11 protein-coding genes are annotated in these 14,806 nt (G+C 66.9%); all 11 read right to left on the bottom strand.

Annotation, left to right across the window (positions count from 1 at the left end; all coding sequences use genetic code 11):
• Positions 1-162 precede the first annotated feature (162 nt).
• On the bottom strand, positions 163-720 hold the full coding sequence (locus C4900_RS06210) for a DUF805 domain-containing protein (protein ID WP_114282666.1): 558 nt from the start codon (positions 718-720) through the stop codon (positions 163-165).
• Positions 721-1,888: 1,168 nt separating this feature from the next.
• The gene (locus C4900_RS06205; protein ID WP_114282665.1) at positions 1,889-2,794 is read right to left on the bottom strand and encodes a zinc ribbon domain-containing protein; all 906 of its coding nucleotides are present in this window, start codon (positions 2,792-2,794) and stop codon (positions 1,889-1,891) included.
• A gap of 487 nt (positions 2,795-3,281) precedes the next feature.
• Positions 3,282-4,691, bottom strand: coding sequence for a siroheme synthase CysG (cysG, locus tag C4900_RS06200; RefSeq protein ID WP_065972039.1), 1,410 nt, complete (start codon positions 4,689-4,691; stop codon positions 3,282-3,284).
• Positions 4,692-5,685: 994 nt separating this feature from the next.
• The gene (gene traT, locus C4900_RS06195; RefSeq protein WP_065972332.1) at positions 5,686-6,423 is read right to left on the bottom strand and encodes a complement resistance protein TraT; all 738 of its coding nucleotides are present in this window, start codon (positions 6,421-6,423) and stop codon (positions 5,686-5,688) included.
• A 629-nt stretch (positions 6,424-7,052) separates the two neighbouring features.
• Positions 7,053-7,697, bottom strand: a complete 645-nt coding sequence (locus C4900_RS06190) for a response regulator (RefSeq protein ID WP_065972333.1) — start codon at positions 7,695-7,697, stop codon at positions 7,053-7,055.
• The gene (locus C4900_RS06185) at positions 7,694-9,289 is read right to left on the bottom strand and encodes a histidine kinase (RefSeq protein WP_170132433.1); all 1,596 of its coding nucleotides are present in this window, start codon (positions 9,287-9,289) and stop codon (positions 7,694-7,696) included. The genes C4900_RS06190 and C4900_RS06185 overlap by 4 nt, the downstream gene beginning before the upstream one ends.
• Positions 9,290-9,409: 120 nt before the next feature.
• A complete protein-coding gene (locus C4900_RS06180) occupies positions 9,410-10,843 on the bottom strand; it encodes a dihydrolipoyl dehydrogenase family protein (RefSeq protein ID WP_170132432.1) in 1,434 nt (477 codons plus the stop codon).
• Positions 10,827-12,260 (bottom strand): cobyrinate a,c-diamide synthase, encoded by a 1,434-nt coding sequence (locus tag C4900_RS06175; protein WP_114282663.1) that lies wholly within the window; start codon positions 12,258-12,260, stop codon positions 10,827-10,829. The genes C4900_RS06180 and C4900_RS06175 overlap by 17 nt, the downstream gene beginning before the upstream one ends.
• Positions 12,257-13,522 carry an NrfD/PsrC family molybdoenzyme membrane anchor subunit gene (nrfD, locus tag C4900_RS06170; protein ID WP_114282828.1) on the bottom strand — a complete coding sequence of 422 codons (1,266 nt, stop codon included), beginning with the start codon at positions 13,520-13,522 and terminating at the stop codon, positions 12,257-12,259. The genes C4900_RS06175 and nrfD overlap by 4 nt, the downstream gene beginning before the upstream one ends.
• Positions 13,523-13,549: 27 nt before the next feature.
• Positions 13,550-14,329, bottom strand: coding sequence for a sulfate reduction electron transfer complex DsrMKJOP subunit DsrO (gene dsrO, locus C4900_RS06165; RefSeq protein ID WP_114282661.1), 780 nt, complete (start codon positions 14,327-14,329; stop codon positions 13,550-13,552).
• Entirely contained in the window at positions 14,326-14,805 is a 480-nt protein-coding gene (locus tag C4900_RS06160) for a hypothetical protein (RefSeq protein ID WP_114282659.1), read from the bottom strand. Before C4900_RS06160 ends, dsrO begins: the two co-directional genes overlap by 4 nt.
• Position 14,806: the final 1 nt, after the last annotated feature.

The following is a 14,806-nucleotide window of genomic DNA, read 5'->3' as shown; positions in this document are numbered from 1 at the left end:
TCACGGATTCCGGGCGGTCATGACAACCCCGGCTATGCTACCCCATCGGCGGAGCCCTGGGGAAGCGACTGCGACCCCTATCCACCGGCCCACTGCATCGCGGCACCCACCCCGTCTAGGCGCGTGGCCGTCTCCCTCCGCGGGCCGCAGGCCGCTCCGTGCCTAATGCCCGCCCACAAAACGAGGATCACCCCGTTTCGCGCGCCCCGCACCGAGCGGATCGGGACCGTAGCGGTTGTCACTGGGGGTCCCGGGCAGCACCAGAAAGATGAACACCGTGATATTGATCGCCACGGTCGCAAAAAGCGCAAAGGTGAGCCCCCAATGACCACCATGCATAAGTGCGCGCACGAACTGCCGCAGCCGATGCGTGGCCAGGGCCGACATCACATCCACCCCCAACGCCGCCTCGCTCAGCGCCGCCATGAGCATGCTCGCCACAAGCCACCAACCGCTGCGGTCGACGTCATGCAGACGCCGGACCTCGGCAGACACGAACGGGAAAAAGGAATAGACCGCGAACAGAGCGACCACCACGGCCAGCAGTCCGGTGGCCAACGATGGCGGCGTGTGAGGCGTCCGGTGCTGCACCAGCAGCTCAAAGGCCACCTCGAGGATGAGGTAGTATAGCGCAAACCACCAGAACTCCGAGCGGCTCGCGCGCCCACGCTTATGAAAGCTTTTGCGATAACACGTCGCAATCGCGTCGATGGCATTCATGCCGCACCCCCGGTTCCCCCCTCCATGCCCGGCCCCTGACGGATCCCGCCGGCCTCGACCGGCACCACCCACGGGGATCACCGCGCCCGCGCTCCTAGCCCCCGCCGGGCGCGCACTGCAGACCGGGCCTGCGCCTGCCGCCGGTGACCACGATCACACGGCACATCCCCGTATCCCGTGACCGTCAACCGCTCATGGGTGACATAGGATCCTCGGTCCAGATTCACGCGCTAATTGCAATGGCTGATATCGCGCGTGGCGTGGGCCGCGCCTGCGCCATCGATGCTCAAGCCGTCGACGTCGTTGCGTGCCCGCATCCGACGCTAGGGCCGTCTGTGGGCGCGGGCGCCACGAGGAACCGTCGCGTATTCGGCATACAGCCCATGATTGGGCGCTCAGCGTCCGCCACCTTCGGCACGCGCAGGCAAGGTATGATGACCATGCGCGCCTGCCGTTCGCCGAGCAATGGCATGCATGTCCCTGCCGGAATCCCTATGGCAAGACCAACGTCCGCACCGACACCCCAGCGCCGCCCAAAGACACCACATACCCCGTACCCCGTTGTGCCCGGGGTTGCAGACCGCTTGGGCACGCCCAGCCCCCCGCTATCACGCGTCCCTCAAAAGAAATAGTCCGTCCGCCATTCGATCTTGTCAATAGGGTACGGCTATGCACGCCTCGGTGTCTACGGACGTCCGCCTCATCTTGCCAGAGGCGGTGGGTGACCGGCCGTGCTCGCCGCTCGCACCACGCGGATGCCCGGACCGCACGCATCGCGCGGCACGCGGCCGACCTGTGACCGGCGTATGCGGGCACGCCGATATGCCAGCCCATGGATCTCGATGACGCGATTAAGCCGGCTCCGCCCGAACCCTCCGGCGTGACGCCTATCGGACCCCGATCATGCGGCGCGACTACCGTATCCGCCCGCAACGGCGCCGCGAACAGGAACGCATCGGATTGGTGGATGGACCTGAGCCCTCGCTCAGGGCGACAGCCACGGACCCGGCCCCCTCAAGCACCCCGCGTTAAGCCCCATACCGCCGGTTACACACGGCCCTCGACCTAATCAGGACGAAGATTTGTCCGGCCCTTTCGAGGCCGGCCCCTGTTCGCTCATGCGCGCCTTGATACGCGCCGCCTGGCGTTGCACCACATCCAGTCCCTCTCATCCGCTACCATCGCTCACCGATTCGTAGATCCATATCACGCCCAGCATGTGAATCAGCCCCACGACTGCAATCGCCAGATACCAGACAAGCGCCGTGGACACGCCGGCGGCCCCCAGACCCTGGCCCATCAGCGACCCAAACAGCGCGGCCATGGGGCCCATGCCGCCATAACCACCCCCGCCCATCCCGCCATAGGTGCCGCCCATGGACCTCAGGGCATCGACGAGATACATCCCGGTGACACTCATATCGCCCATGCCCACCATTGCGAACAGGAAGAGCGCCGCGGGCATGACAATCAACCCCAGTACCAGAAAACGCATGAACACATCGAGCGGACGCCTGACCACGATGGTCACAGCGCGCCGCAAGGCCGCGGTCATGCCGTCCCCGTGCCATAGGCTTGCCAGGGCCAGGGGTGCGGCGAGCAGCAGCACCGCCACCGTCAATGCCAACACCAGCACCGAGGGACCCGCGAACACAAAGGCGAATGCCCCGCCGATGCCGGGGATGCGCGCGAGCAGCGCCAGCAGAAACACCACCAGCCACACCAGCGCATAACCAAGCGCCAACACCACGAGCACGCCGATCGCCGCCAGCGTCACCCGCAGCCCCCCGAGAAACGCGCTCATGAACGAGCGAATCGGCCGATCATAGGCCTGGTCTGCCAGCATCAGACCGCTGCCATTCACACCCATGACCGCCACCACCAGCGCCACCAAGCCAAGGAGCATGGCCACGGCCATTCGTCCCCCGCCGCCCATAGCCATATCCGAGCCCCCGATGATGGCAAGCCCGGCCACTGCGAAACTCCCTGCCAGCATGACCAGTGCCCGCCAGTTGTACAAGGCCTCGTAACTGCGCAGTAGTACACCCAGATTATCCGCCGTCTTTCTTTTCATGCACCCTCCCGTTGTTTTTATAATCCCGATCCTTTGCGTGCGCGTCGCAGACGCCCCCACGAAGAGCGAGACCCTGCCGCTCTGTCGTCTTTACGACAATTCTTATTCTTTACAGAAATGGGAATCCTTGCGCCCAGACCTGTCCTCGTTCATTACATATCACAAGAAACCCTGTCCGGAAAGGGATCTCCCGACTTATGCCAAAGACGCACGAATACCGGCCAAATCCCACCCGATGCAGCGGGCTGGATAGGGGCCAAAGCCCACGGTCTATCAGAGGCTTCTAAAGGCGAGCCGCCAGGAAACGGCCTCGTGCTTTGGGCTGCGATCGCGCGGGAGCGCATCAGGGCTCGCCGCATGGCAGCCGCCGCCCCGCTTTCGGATAGGCCAGGGGAACGTGGCGCGCCCCTTACGGGCCCGCGCTTTGGCGGCCTAAGCGGCCGCCCATCATGCGCTTTGCGCCGAGGGATCAGGTGCGGGCTTCGGTCTATCCGGCCGCGCGCAGGTCGCTCCCCTCGGCACCGCGGCTTCGCGCCCAGCGGTCGTGGAGGCGCACCACCTCGCCTATAACGATGAGCGTGGGCGGTTGGATGGCCTCTTGGGCGACGATGTCGGGAAGGTCGGCGAGGGTGCCGGTGAGGACGCGTTGCCCAGGCGTCGTGCCCCGTTCGATCAACGCCGCCGGGGTGGAGCGCGGCAGGCCGTGGGCCACGAGTTCGCGGCTAATGGTCGGCAGCGCCGCGACCCCCATGTAGAAGACCACGGTCTGGTGCGGCTTGGCGAGCGCCTCCCAGTTCAGGGTCGAGTCGTCCTTGCGGCAGTGGCCGGTGACGAAGACGCAGGATTGGGCGTAGTCGCGATGGGTGAGCGGCAGATGGCCGTAGGCCGCACAGCCGAGTGCGGCGGTGATACCGGGCACCACCTGGAAGGGGATGCCGGCCTCCACGAGGGCGTCGATCTCCTCGCCGCCGCGCCCGAAGATGAAGGGGTCGCCGCCCTTGAGACGCACGACCCGGCGGCCGTTTGTAGCCAGCTCCACGAGGAGCTGGTTGATCCGTTCCTGGGGCACGGCATGGTGTCCGGCGTCTTTGCCGACATCGATGCGCTGCGCCTCGCGCCGGCAGAGCGCGAGAATGGGGGCAGCCACCAGGCGGTCATGGACGACGACGTCGGCCTCCTGCATGAGCCGCAGGGCGCGCAAGGTGAGCAGATCCGGATCGCCGGGGCCCGCACCGACCAAAGACACGAGTCCCACACCGCTGCCTTCCGGCTGCGCCAGCTCCCGCTCGAAGATCTCCGTGGCCGCATGCTCTTCGCCGGCGAGCAGCAATTCGGCGGCCGGCCCCTGAAGGATGCGCTCCCAGAAGCGGCGCCTCTGGGTAGGCGAGGTGATCCGTTGACGGACTTCGGGCCGGTGGCGCGCCATGAAGGCGGCAAGCGCCCCATAGGTCGATGCGACCAGGGTCTCCAGGCGCGCGCGCAGGAGGCGCGCGAGCACCGGTGACGTGCCACCGCTCGACACCGCGACCAGCACCGGAGAACGGTCGATGATCGAGGGCATGATGAAGGTACAGAGCGCCGGGTGATCGACCACGTTGACCGGCACGCGCGCGGCCGTAGCGGCCTGATAGACATGCTTGTTGGTGGGGGCATGATTGGTGGCGGCGATCACGACGCGCGCGCCGGCGACGTCGGCCACCGTGAACACCCGCGCGATATGGGTGATTTCGCCCGCAGCCTTTGCCGCCGCAAGCTTCGAGCACAGGTCTGGGGATACGACCACCACGTGGGCGCCCGCACCCTGGAGCAGACCGACCTTGCGGGCCGCGACCTCGCCACCACCGACCACCAGGACACGGGCCGAGCGGATGTCGAGGAAAATGGGTAAATAGTCCATAAGCGTCTCTTGGCAAAGTTTAGACACAGTCCACACCGCAGGCGCCTTCCAGGCCATACCCCCGTAGGGATACGTTCCCAGGCCTGGCCCTGGGCCGGCCTACCTCGCGAAAGACGTGATGCCTAGCGTAACTGTCACACGCCATACTTTGCTGTGTCAAAAGTGGCGGGTTTCGGCGCGCGCTCGCCCGCTCCCCATGGATGGGGCGGGTTGTCGCGTCCTGATCCATATCCAGGCCAGAAGCCCGGCGCTTGTCCCTGGACTCAATCACGATGGTCTGCGGTGATTCCGAGACCTTGGGCCGCTTGACGGCGGCCCAGACCCGCATGGTTCGGGCCGCGTTCACGCCGGCCGGGCCGGTGTATCCACTGGCCGGGTAGATCCCGCGGGCGGGGATCGATGATCATAAGCTCTACGCCTGCGCGCCGTGCCTTGTCGGCGATCCCGGCACGCCGTTGACAGACGGCCCCACTACCCGTCTTTGTACGTTGTGTCCTGCGAAACCGCGCGCCCTCTGCTCTTGTCGGGCTTATAGGCCTCGCAGGGTCCCGATACTGCCATCGGGGCCGAGAGACCAAACCGCGTACGCCATGCCTGGCCATAGATCTTCGGCACGAGGATCGTGTCGGCGGTCTTTCCGGCAAAGGCCCGACCCGCCCGCCCATCCGCCGCCGCATTGAAGGCGCGCTGGCAGGGTCCGCTTCAGGGTGGGCCTCGCAGAGACGATTGCGCCCCTACGGATCCGCCCTAGGGTAGCGATCGTTTTGCGATCGGCGCCCTAGCTCCCCGGCCTCCATGCCGGGGCCTCTCGCGTACATAGGTGAACCATGCGCGGATGCGCGCCGTCGCCTTGCTGGCGTTGATCGATAGGCACACGGCGCCGACTCACCCGATGTTCACACCGGGCTGGTCCTCACGTATCCGTTCCATCCACGCCATGTCCGCGCGACCGGCGCGCCCGCTGGCGCACCCGTCGCGACCCCAGGCACATGCCTTAGAAAAGTCCGGCAAGCTCCCCGGCCACTTCATGGCTCATGGCGGGCGTCGCATAGGAAAAGCGCAGGCGTGTCCCGGCGGCCTGGGCCACGATGCGATCACGATAGATCATCCAACCATTGATACCCCCGGCCGAACTGCTGACCGAACTATCAATGCCCTGGCTCGCCAGGGTATTGGTGGATGTATAGGCCCCTTTCTGGCGTTGCTCGAGTTGGATATCCACCACCATCATATAATGATTGGTTGGGAAGATCGCCCCGATAATGCCGCCGGCCAGGGCGCCCACTCCACCGCCGATCAAGGCGCCATTGTCGTTGCCCGCCACACCCCCGATTACGGCGCCACCGAAGCCGCCGGCCAAGGCGCCTGCGGCCGCATGCGACGACTGCTCCTTACCTACATAGCGAATATTGTAGAGGAGCATGTAATGCGCATAACGGGGGTTGTTGGTGATACGGTAGCCCTTGGCCGTGAGCTCCTGCACGATGAGCTGACCAAAATGGATGCCCTGGGCGCTCGACGTGTTGTGCCCTTCCACATAGACCACCTTTTTGGCCGGCCCGACGGGCTGTAGGAAGATGCTAGACGACATGCGCGCAGATAGCCGCATGTTCCCGGCCGACAGACCGCTGGAGCTCGTGCTCTGTGGTGCCGGACCGTTGGCCGTGGCGCAACCTGCCAGCAGCGCCCCAAGCGTGAGCACGGGCACGAGACGTAGACCTCGTTGCAACATTATCCCCCCTTTTTCTTGGTTTTTCCCAAATAATAGGCCGATTGATATCATTACTGTTCTGGGCGTCTATGCGCCCACTTTGAGGGAGCGTATAGCGAGAATCCGGAAAAATCAACGACCCTGATCAAAGCTGTTCTGCGGAGGAAGTCTGGCGGCTGCGTCGTGCCCACAGCGGCACAATCGGCACCAAAACCGCCCCCGGCAGCCGAAGACGCGCTATCTGTCGCGTTTGGCCGATCACTCCACTCGGTAACCGAGGCATCCGGACCTTGAGAACACATTTACCGGGTTAGGAGGGTAATACGGTGAAGTGACCGTCCGGCATCCGGGCTTTGGCAAGGCACATGCCTCGGTCCCTGATGGAGTCCGCGCCTTGTTGCCTGCGGCGCCCCAAAAGCCAGGGGCCCCAAAGAGGCCCCGCGCCCGGCAGCACAACCGCGGGGGCCGTAAACCCTATCGGGGCCCATAACCCCCGGGGGCGGCGGTAGCCGCCTCTTGGAGGCCTGCCCGAGGCCCGAACCCGGCCACCCGCAAACCCGCTCTTGTCCTGCGGGGGCCCAGGTATTGGGCGTGGATACGGCCGATCAATCTCGAACGATGGGTCCCTCGCGCATCCCGCGAGGCACACATCAACTCTTGCGGCTCAGGCCCTCCTCCACGGAGCGTACCGCGGCCTGCACGCGGGATGTGAGCTTGAGCTTGCGCAGGATGGCCTTCACGTGGAGCTTCACGGTGCCCTCGGAGATCCCGAGGTCGCGGGCAATCAGCTTATTGCTCTGGCCATCCCCGAGGTGCCCCAGGATCTCAAGCTCCCGGGGGGTAAGCTCACTGAAGGCATGTGAGGCGGTCAGGGCCTGCGGTCCGCTCTGGATGAAGTGCGCGAGCACCGGCGCGAACTCCGGGGCCACCACCATCTCCCCGGCCTCGATACGCGCGAGCGCCGCGACCAGACTATCGGGTTCCATGTCCTTCAAGAGATAGCCGCGCGCCCCGTAACGCAGTGAGGCCACGAGATCGGCCTCCTCGCTCGAGGTGGTGAGCATGACGATGGCCGCGGTCACCCCGCCTGCGCGTAGCGCCTTCAGGGTCTCAATACCGCCGATGCGGGGCATGCGGATGTCGAGCAGGACGATGTCGGGGCGCGTCTCCTGGATGGACCTCAGGGCCTGCTCGCCGTCATTGCTGGTGGCCACCACCTCGATGCCGCGGCGCACGAGCAGGTGCTCGAGTCCGCTTCTGAACAACGCATGATCGTCTATTAAAAACACCTTCACCGCACCACCTCCGCCACCGCCACCGCCCGTTCGGTCACGCGCGCCGGATCGGGGAAGGTGAGCCATACCCGTGTGCCCTCCCCAGCCTCGTGCTCCACACGCAACTCACCCCCGATCGCATGCGCGCGCTCGCGCATGATCGTCTGTCCGAAGTGCCCGTCATCGCGATCGGCGCGCTCGGCCGCCGATACCGGGCCCTCGCCATCGTCTTCGATCAGCACCTTGTAGTCCCCGCCGGCCTCGGACTGCAGCAGCACCCGCACGGTCTGCGCATGGGCGTGCTTGCGGATATTGGCCAGGGCCTCCTGGATCACGCGCAGCACATGGGTCTCGTGGGTCGCAGGCAGGGTCCCGTGCCAATCCTTCTGCACATAGACGGGGATGCCGGTCTCCTCCTTGAAGCGCACGATAGCCGCGTCCAGGGCCGGCAACAGCCCGCCCTCGGCCCCGCCGGCGCGGAAGTTGCGAATCAACCCGCGCACCTCCTTGTGGGCAATCTCGAGCCCGGCGGTAAGGCGCGCAAATTCGGTACGCGTCGCCGAATAGCCATCCGGCTCTATGGTCTCGCCCAGCACCTGGGCCTGGATGCGCAGGCTTGCCAGGGTCTGGGCGAGCGAGTCGTGCAGTTCGTGGGCGATTGCCATGCGCTCCTGCAAAAGCGAGAGCTGGCGGCGCTCGTCTTGCAGGCGCATCTTCTCGATCGCCGCCCCCAGGTGCTGGCCTAGGCCCAGCAAGAGATCCTCGACGTCGCTTTGCCCGATGACGCGCGTGCGCTCCATGAACAGGTTGTAGAGCCCCACCACGCGCCCGTCGTAGCGCAAGGGGATGGCGAGCAGCACGAGGTCCTCCCCGGGAAACGGGTTTTGGCCCCAGGAGGTGCAGCACGCCTTCAGGTCCTGGTCCACGCTTAAGGTCCGGCGACCCACCGCCTGCCCGCACAGGCAGCAGTCGAGGGTCACGCGCCGCTCGTGTTCGACGATGTCCTGGGGCAGGCCGATGCTCGCTACCAGCCGCAGGTGGCCATCGCCGGTCAAGAGCCGCACGATGCCCCCGCGCACCTCGCCTGCGCTATGCAGCGTGAACAAAAAGCGCGGCAGGAGTTCGTCCAGGTCTTGGGATGAGGCGATACCGGCGGTGATGGCGTTCAGGACACTGAGCCAACGGGCGATCACCCGCGAATCCCCGCCCGCGCGCTCCTGCGTCAGGGTCTTCAGGCGCTCCCCCAGGGCGTTCACATCCGAGGCCAGCTCCGCGAACTCGCCTGCCGCCCGGTCCTCGGGGATGCGCGCCGAGAGATTGCCGCTACGCACGCGCATCGCCCAGCAGCGCAAAGAGGCAAGCGGCCGCCACAGCGACCGGACCGTAGCCACCCACAAGATCGCGGCCACCAGCAGCGCGGCGGCGAGCGCGGCGAGCGCCAGATCGTGGGTCAGCACCGGGTGCGGACCTCCGTCGAGGGCCACGGCGACGAGCGCAGTCGCGAGCAGGCCGGCAAGCAGGGTCGGCGCCACCCACATGAGCCACAGCCGCCTGGGCCGCGCCCAACCGCGCGCGGGCGGCGTGCCATCGATACCGCCGCGCCTATCGCGCACACCAACCCTCTGCCAGAAGGACCCTTCCATGCCGACCTCGCACCCAAGCCCCGCCAATACCTACACATGGGCCACTATACCCTTCCCCGTCCCTGCGTTCGAATCCTGAAAACCCCGCCCTCAATCCCTGAATGCGTAGATCCCTGGCCTAAATACCGTAGGCCGCGAGCGCATGAAGCCCGCGAGATGGGCGCTCACCGCCGCCCCCAGTTCTTCCCCATATGAGGGGTGTCCGTAGTCGAGATCGGCAAGCGACCAGAGGCCGCGGCGCGATCGGCAGGCGGCGAGCACCAGGTGCACGAGCTCATCGGCCCCGCCCCCGGCCACGCAGCCCCCGAGCATCTGCCCGGTCTCCTCGTCATGCACGATCTCGATGAAGCCCGCGCTCGCGCCCTGGGCGCGGGCCTTCACCGACGCCCCATAGGGAATATAGACCACCTCCGGCGCAAACCCGGCGCGCTCGGCCAGGTCCTCGGACAGCCCTACGGCCGCCAACGGCAGGATGGAATCGATCACCAGCGGAACCTGGTGATAGTTGCGTCGCCTATGGCCACCGAGTGCCGCGTTCTCACCGGCAATCCGTCCGTCATGCAGGGCCGCGGCCGCGGTCATCGGACCGCCCTTCATGTCCCCCACCGCATAGATCCCGGGCACACTGGTCTCCAGGGTCTCGCGGGTCGCCACGAAGCCCTCGCTGTCGCACCGCACCCCAAGGGCCCGGTAGCCGATGTCATCTGTGCGTGGCACGCTGCCCACCGCCACCAACACACGATCAAAGCGCCCCTCGCGCCCATCCTGAAAGCGTACCGTGACCCCGGCGTCATCGACCTGGGTGGCGATCACCGATACCCCTTTCAGGATCGTCACCCCCGACTCCGACAACCGGCGCTCCAGGAGCCGCGCGGCGCGCTCCGAGATCATGGGCCTTGCCAGCAGCCGGTCGCCGCGGGTGGCGAGCGTGACCTCCGCGCCGAACGCGCGGAACACAAACGCCGCCTCGACCCCGGTGGCGCCGCCACCCAGACACAAGAGCCGCTTAGGCTCGGATGCAAGCAAGGGGATGAGACGGTCGGCGGCCACTACGCGCTCACCGTCTATGGGGCAGGCGGGGAGCGGGCGCGGGCGCGCCCCGGCCGCCAGGATCACGCGCCGCGCCTCGATGGTCGTAGTCCCACGGTCCCCGCTCACGACAATCGCGTGCGCGCTCTGCAGCCGGGCGTGCCCGGCCACCAGGTCGATGGCGAGCGCCTTCAGGCGCTGCGGGAATCCGCGCCGCAGATCGGCGACGAGCGCCTCTTCGTGCGCCATCATCGCCGCAAGATCGCCGCACATGGCCCCGGCCAACCCCCGCCCCAGCAGGCCATGCGCCGTCGCCAGCACCGAGGCCACATGCGCCACGGCCTTCTTCGGCACGCAGGCGCGATTGAGGCAGGCCCCGCCGGCGCCCGCGCGCTCGATCAATACCACCCGTGCCCCGCACTGCGCGGCGCTGACCGCCGCCTGATAGCCCCCGGCCCCGCAGCCTATGACCGCGACATCATAGGGCCTGGACATGGCGGGCCTCGCCCGATGGCATCGACCGCACCCACGACGGCAGCGCGCGCTGCGCGCGACAGGCGCGCACAAAGCCCACGAATGCGGCAGTCCACGGACAGCTCGCCACATCGCGCAGATGGGCATAGCCTGCCAGCAGGTTCTTGTACACGATGCCGTCGCGCCGCCCGACAATGCCCGTACCCCGCGTGACCTCGTAGGCATACACGGTATCCGGGGCGATATTCACAAGATGGGAATAATGGAACTCATGGGCCGGCAGCGGGCCCTGGTCGAGCGCCCCGCGTGCCCACGGGTGCGCGGCCGTGGCCTTCAATCTCACATAACCATGCCCGGCGGGCTTGGCCTCCATGACCGTGTCGGCGGCGATCACGCCGGCCATGGGATAGCTGCGCCCCTCGTAACTCAAACGCCGCGTGAGATACATAAGGCCGCCGCATTCGGCATAGGCCGGCATCCCCGCCTCGATCGCCGTCCGTATGGCCGCGCGCAGGGCGGCATTGGCGCTCAGTTCCTCGGCCTCGGTCTCGGGAAAACCGCCCCCCAGAAACAGGCCATCGACCTCCGGCAGGCGCGTATCGTTCAAGGTATCGAAGAACACGAGCTCGGCACCGGCGGCCTCCAGGGCCTCGAGATCACCGGGGTAATAGAAACTGAACGCCCGGTCGCGGGCGATGCCGATGCGCACATCCCGACCGCCATCGCGCGCGACGGGCCCGCCTTGCGGGGCCCGCCCATCCTCGCCCAGGCGCGCGATCGCCTCGACATCGACCTGCGCTGCGATCGCGCGCCCGAGACGCGCGATGAGCGCCTCGGCCCCCTCCCATTCGCCGCTCGGCACGAGTCCCAGGTGGCGCTCGGTGATGGCGAGATCCGCCGATTCATGCACGGCACCGAGTACCGGTACATCCGTATACGCCTGCAGCACCGCGCGCAACTTCCCCTCGTGACGCGCGCCACCCACGCGATTCAATACCACGCCCGCGATCGCGATCGACGGGTCGAAATGCCGGTAGCCGATGACAAGCGGCGCTACCCCGCGGCTCACCCCGCGGCAATCGATCACGAGCACCACCGGGGTGGCACACTGCGCGACGAGCGCGGCGTTGCTGTTGCTGCCATCGAGCGCCACCCCGTCGTAGAGCCCCTTGTTCCCCTCGATCAGCCGGATATCGGCGCCGATCGCCGCACGCTCGTAGAGCGCGCCGATCTCGCCTGCGTCCATGGTGTGATAATCGAGGTTCTGGCAGGCCCGGCCCGAGGCCGCGGTGAGCCACAGCGGATCGATATAATCGGGACCCTTCTTGTAGGTCTGGACGACGTGCCCGAGGTCCTTGAGGGCGCGCGTAAGCCCTATGGCCACGGTGGTCTTGCCCGAGGACTTGTGGGCGGCCGAGAGATAGAGGCGCGCGCTCATGCGCGCACCGCAGTCTTGGCGGTCTGCGCCTCGGCGGCCGGCGCCGGCGCGCCATGGGCGCTCACCACCTCGTCTGCGAGGCTCTCGGGCAAGAATGCCAGGAGGCGTATGGCGATCAGAACGATGAGCCCGACCACCGCCACGCCGCTTAACGCCAGCACCGTCTCGGGCCAGCGCGGGATGTAGCTGTGCACCACGCCGTCATAGAACGAGCTGCGCACCACCATCCCCGGGAACATCTGGAGCGGATAGGCCTGACCGCCGATGATGAGCACATAGAATTGACACAGCCCGCCTGCCACCACCGCCGCCGCGCCGGCTACGAGCGAGCGGCGCAGGCGCGCCGTATCATCGCGCGCTATGCGGCGCAGCAACAGCACGAGCGGCACCACCCCGCCGATGCCGATCTGCCCGGCCCAGAAGAGCCATGTGTAGATGCCACCGTTCAAGAGTACGAACGATTCGATGCCGCGGTGGCCGGCGATATAGATGTTGGTCAGATGGTAGACCGCCACGAAGTACATCGTGGCGGCCACGAACACCGCCAGGAGCTGCCTCAGATGCGCCAGCACGCGTGCGCCTATCGGCCGCGCAAGGGCCTTGAACCCCGCCACCAGCACGAGCGCGAAGATCGCAAGCCCCAGGGCGAAGGACGTGAGAATAAAAAGGGGCGCCAGCACCGCGGAGTCATAAGCACTACGCGCGGCGAGGAACCCGAAAATGGACCCGGTGCCAGTTGTCAGCACCAGGCGCCACAGGAAGGCGAGCACCCCGACCTTATGGGTATGGGGGTTTAGGCGTCGCTCCATCATGAACCACAGATAGAAGCCGACGATCACCAAAAAACCAGTATAGAGATAGATGTTCCACGCAAAGATCGAACGGAAGTTCGGATACAAGACCGCAGCCAGGATATGCCCGGGGCGGCCGAGATCGAGCACCAAGTTCCACAGACCCCCGATCAGCAGCGCCACCGCCAGAAGCCCGGACAGGCGCGCCAGGGGCTTGTAGAGGCTGCGCCCGAATACCGAGGCGATCGAGGCGACATTCAAGGCCCCGGAGGCGGCGACGATCAAAAACACCGCCAACACATGCGGCATGCCCCACACGATCTGGTTGTTCATGCCAGTCACGTGGTGGCCTTCCGCGCGCATGTAGAGCGCCGAGGCCAGACCCACCAGGGCGAGCAGCGCGCACGCCATCACCGCCGCCACGTAGCCGCCGCTCTTGCCGGCGATCTCCCGATAGGCCACCTTCGTCATCGCCCCTTTGGCCTCGCTGCCCATCGCTCAAATCCCCCGGTAATGCACGCCCGGCCCCATACCGAGGTCGGCGCGTATGGTGGTGGTCGCAACCTCCGAGAGCCGCACCGCGATCGCGCTCTTCGGGTCGTGCAGATTCCCGAACATCATGGCCTTGTGGCCGGCACGCTGACAGGCCGCCACACAGGCCGGCAGCTTGCCGGCCTCGACGCGCTCGACGCACATCGTGCAGCCCTCGGCGGTGCCCTTGCCGCGCGGCGCCCACGGGCGCTGGTCGGTCACGTTGCGGCCCACGAAGGAGCGCGCCTTGTAGGGGCAGGCCATGAGGCAATAGCGGCAGCCGATGCAGCGGTGCTTGTCCACGAGCACGATGCCGTCGGGGCGCCGAAACGAGGCCCCGGTCGGGCACACGTCCACGCACGCCCCGTTCTCGCAGTGCTGGCACATGACCGGAAAGCTGCGCGTAAACCCGGTCCCGGGATCGGTGATCGTGACCTTGCGGATCCACTGGGCGTTGTCCGGACCCGGGTCGTGGGACAACCCGTTGTAGTCCTGGCAGGCGCGCACGCACGCGTCACAGCCGCTCTGGCAGGCGTTGGCGTCGATCAAAAGCCCGTAGCGCACCGGCGACCGGCCCTTGCGCCCGCCCTTGAACACCAGATCCCGCGCGAGCACCGTGACCCCGGGGGCGAGCGTCAAGGCCACCGCCGCCCCGGCCATCTTCAAGAGCCGGCGGCGCGCGCCATCCGGCGCCTCGTCGCCATAGACCTCATCGGCCAACGGCCGGTCGCGTTCGTCGTGGCTCATCGTCCACCTCCGGTACGACCCGCCCGGAACCGGCCGCGCAGCGCCCGCGGGATGCGAAACGCCGCCTGCACCGCATTCGATCCGCCGATGTCGCCCATCTTGAACGGACTCCTCGGCACCGCCGCATGGCACGCAAAGCAATCGAGATGCACGCCCACATAGGTATGACAGGTCGCGCAGAACTGTCCGGGGGCGTTCACCGGGATCGGCAGGCCGGCGGCGGTGTACTGGACATGGCAGGCCACGCAATGCGTGAGCTGAAAGCGTGTGTCGCGCGCATCGTGCCGCACGATCTCCTCGCGCACCGCGCGCAGCAGCATCATATGCGTGCGGCGCATGGTCGCGGTCGGCAGCACGCAGTGCCCGGGGGCTCGCGGGATCACCGGCATGGGCACCGGCCCTTGGTGGGTCGCCCATACTGCCCCCAAAGCGAGCAGCACGGAAAGAATTGCCAGCATCGCCGCGCGAGCGCGCATC

The organism is Acidiferrobacter thiooxydans, from assembly GCF_003333315.1.
Lineage (GTDB): Bacteria > Pseudomonadota > Gammaproteobacteria > Acidiferrobacterales > Acidiferrobacteraceae > Acidiferrobacter > Acidiferrobacter thiooxydans.
This window is presented reverse-complemented; position numbering and strand designations above follow the sequence as displayed.

Bases quoted from the DNA above. Each gene is read 5' to 3' on its own strand.
- C4900_RS06210 (WP_114282666.1), bottom strand. From the start codon at position 720: ATGAATGCCATCGACGCGATTGCGACGTGTTATCGCAAAAGCTTTCAT.
- C4900_RS06205 (WP_114282665.1), bottom strand. From the start codon at position 2,794: ATGAAAAGAAAGACGGCGGATAATCTGGGTGTACTACTGCGCAGTTAC.
- cysG (WP_065972039.1), bottom strand. From the start codon at position 4,691: ATGGACTATTTACCCATTTTCCTCGACATCCGCTCGGCCCGTGTCCTG.
- traT (WP_065972332.1), bottom strand. From the start codon at position 6,423: ATGTTGCAACGAGGTCTACGTCTCGTGCCCGTGCTCACGCTTGGGGCG.
- C4900_RS06180 (WP_170132432.1), bottom strand. From the start codon at position 10,843: ATGTCCAGGCCCTATGATGTCGCGGTCATAGGCTGCGGGGCCGGGGGC.
- C4900_RS06175 (WP_114282663.1), bottom strand. From the start codon at position 12,260: ATGAGCGCGCGCCTCTATCTCTCGGCCGCCCACAAGTCCTCGGGCAAG.
- nrfD (WP_114282828.1), bottom strand. From the start codon at position 13,522: ATGACGAAGGTGGCCTATCGGGAGATCGCCGGCAAGAGCGGCGGCTAC.
- dsrO (WP_114282661.1), bottom strand. From the start codon at position 14,329: ATGAGCCACGACGAACGCGACCGGCCGTTGGCCGATGAGGTCTATGGC.
- C4900_RS06160 (WP_114282659.1), bottom strand. From the start codon at position 14,805: ATGCGCGCTCGCGCGGCGATGCTGGCAATTCTTTCCGTGCTGCTCGCT.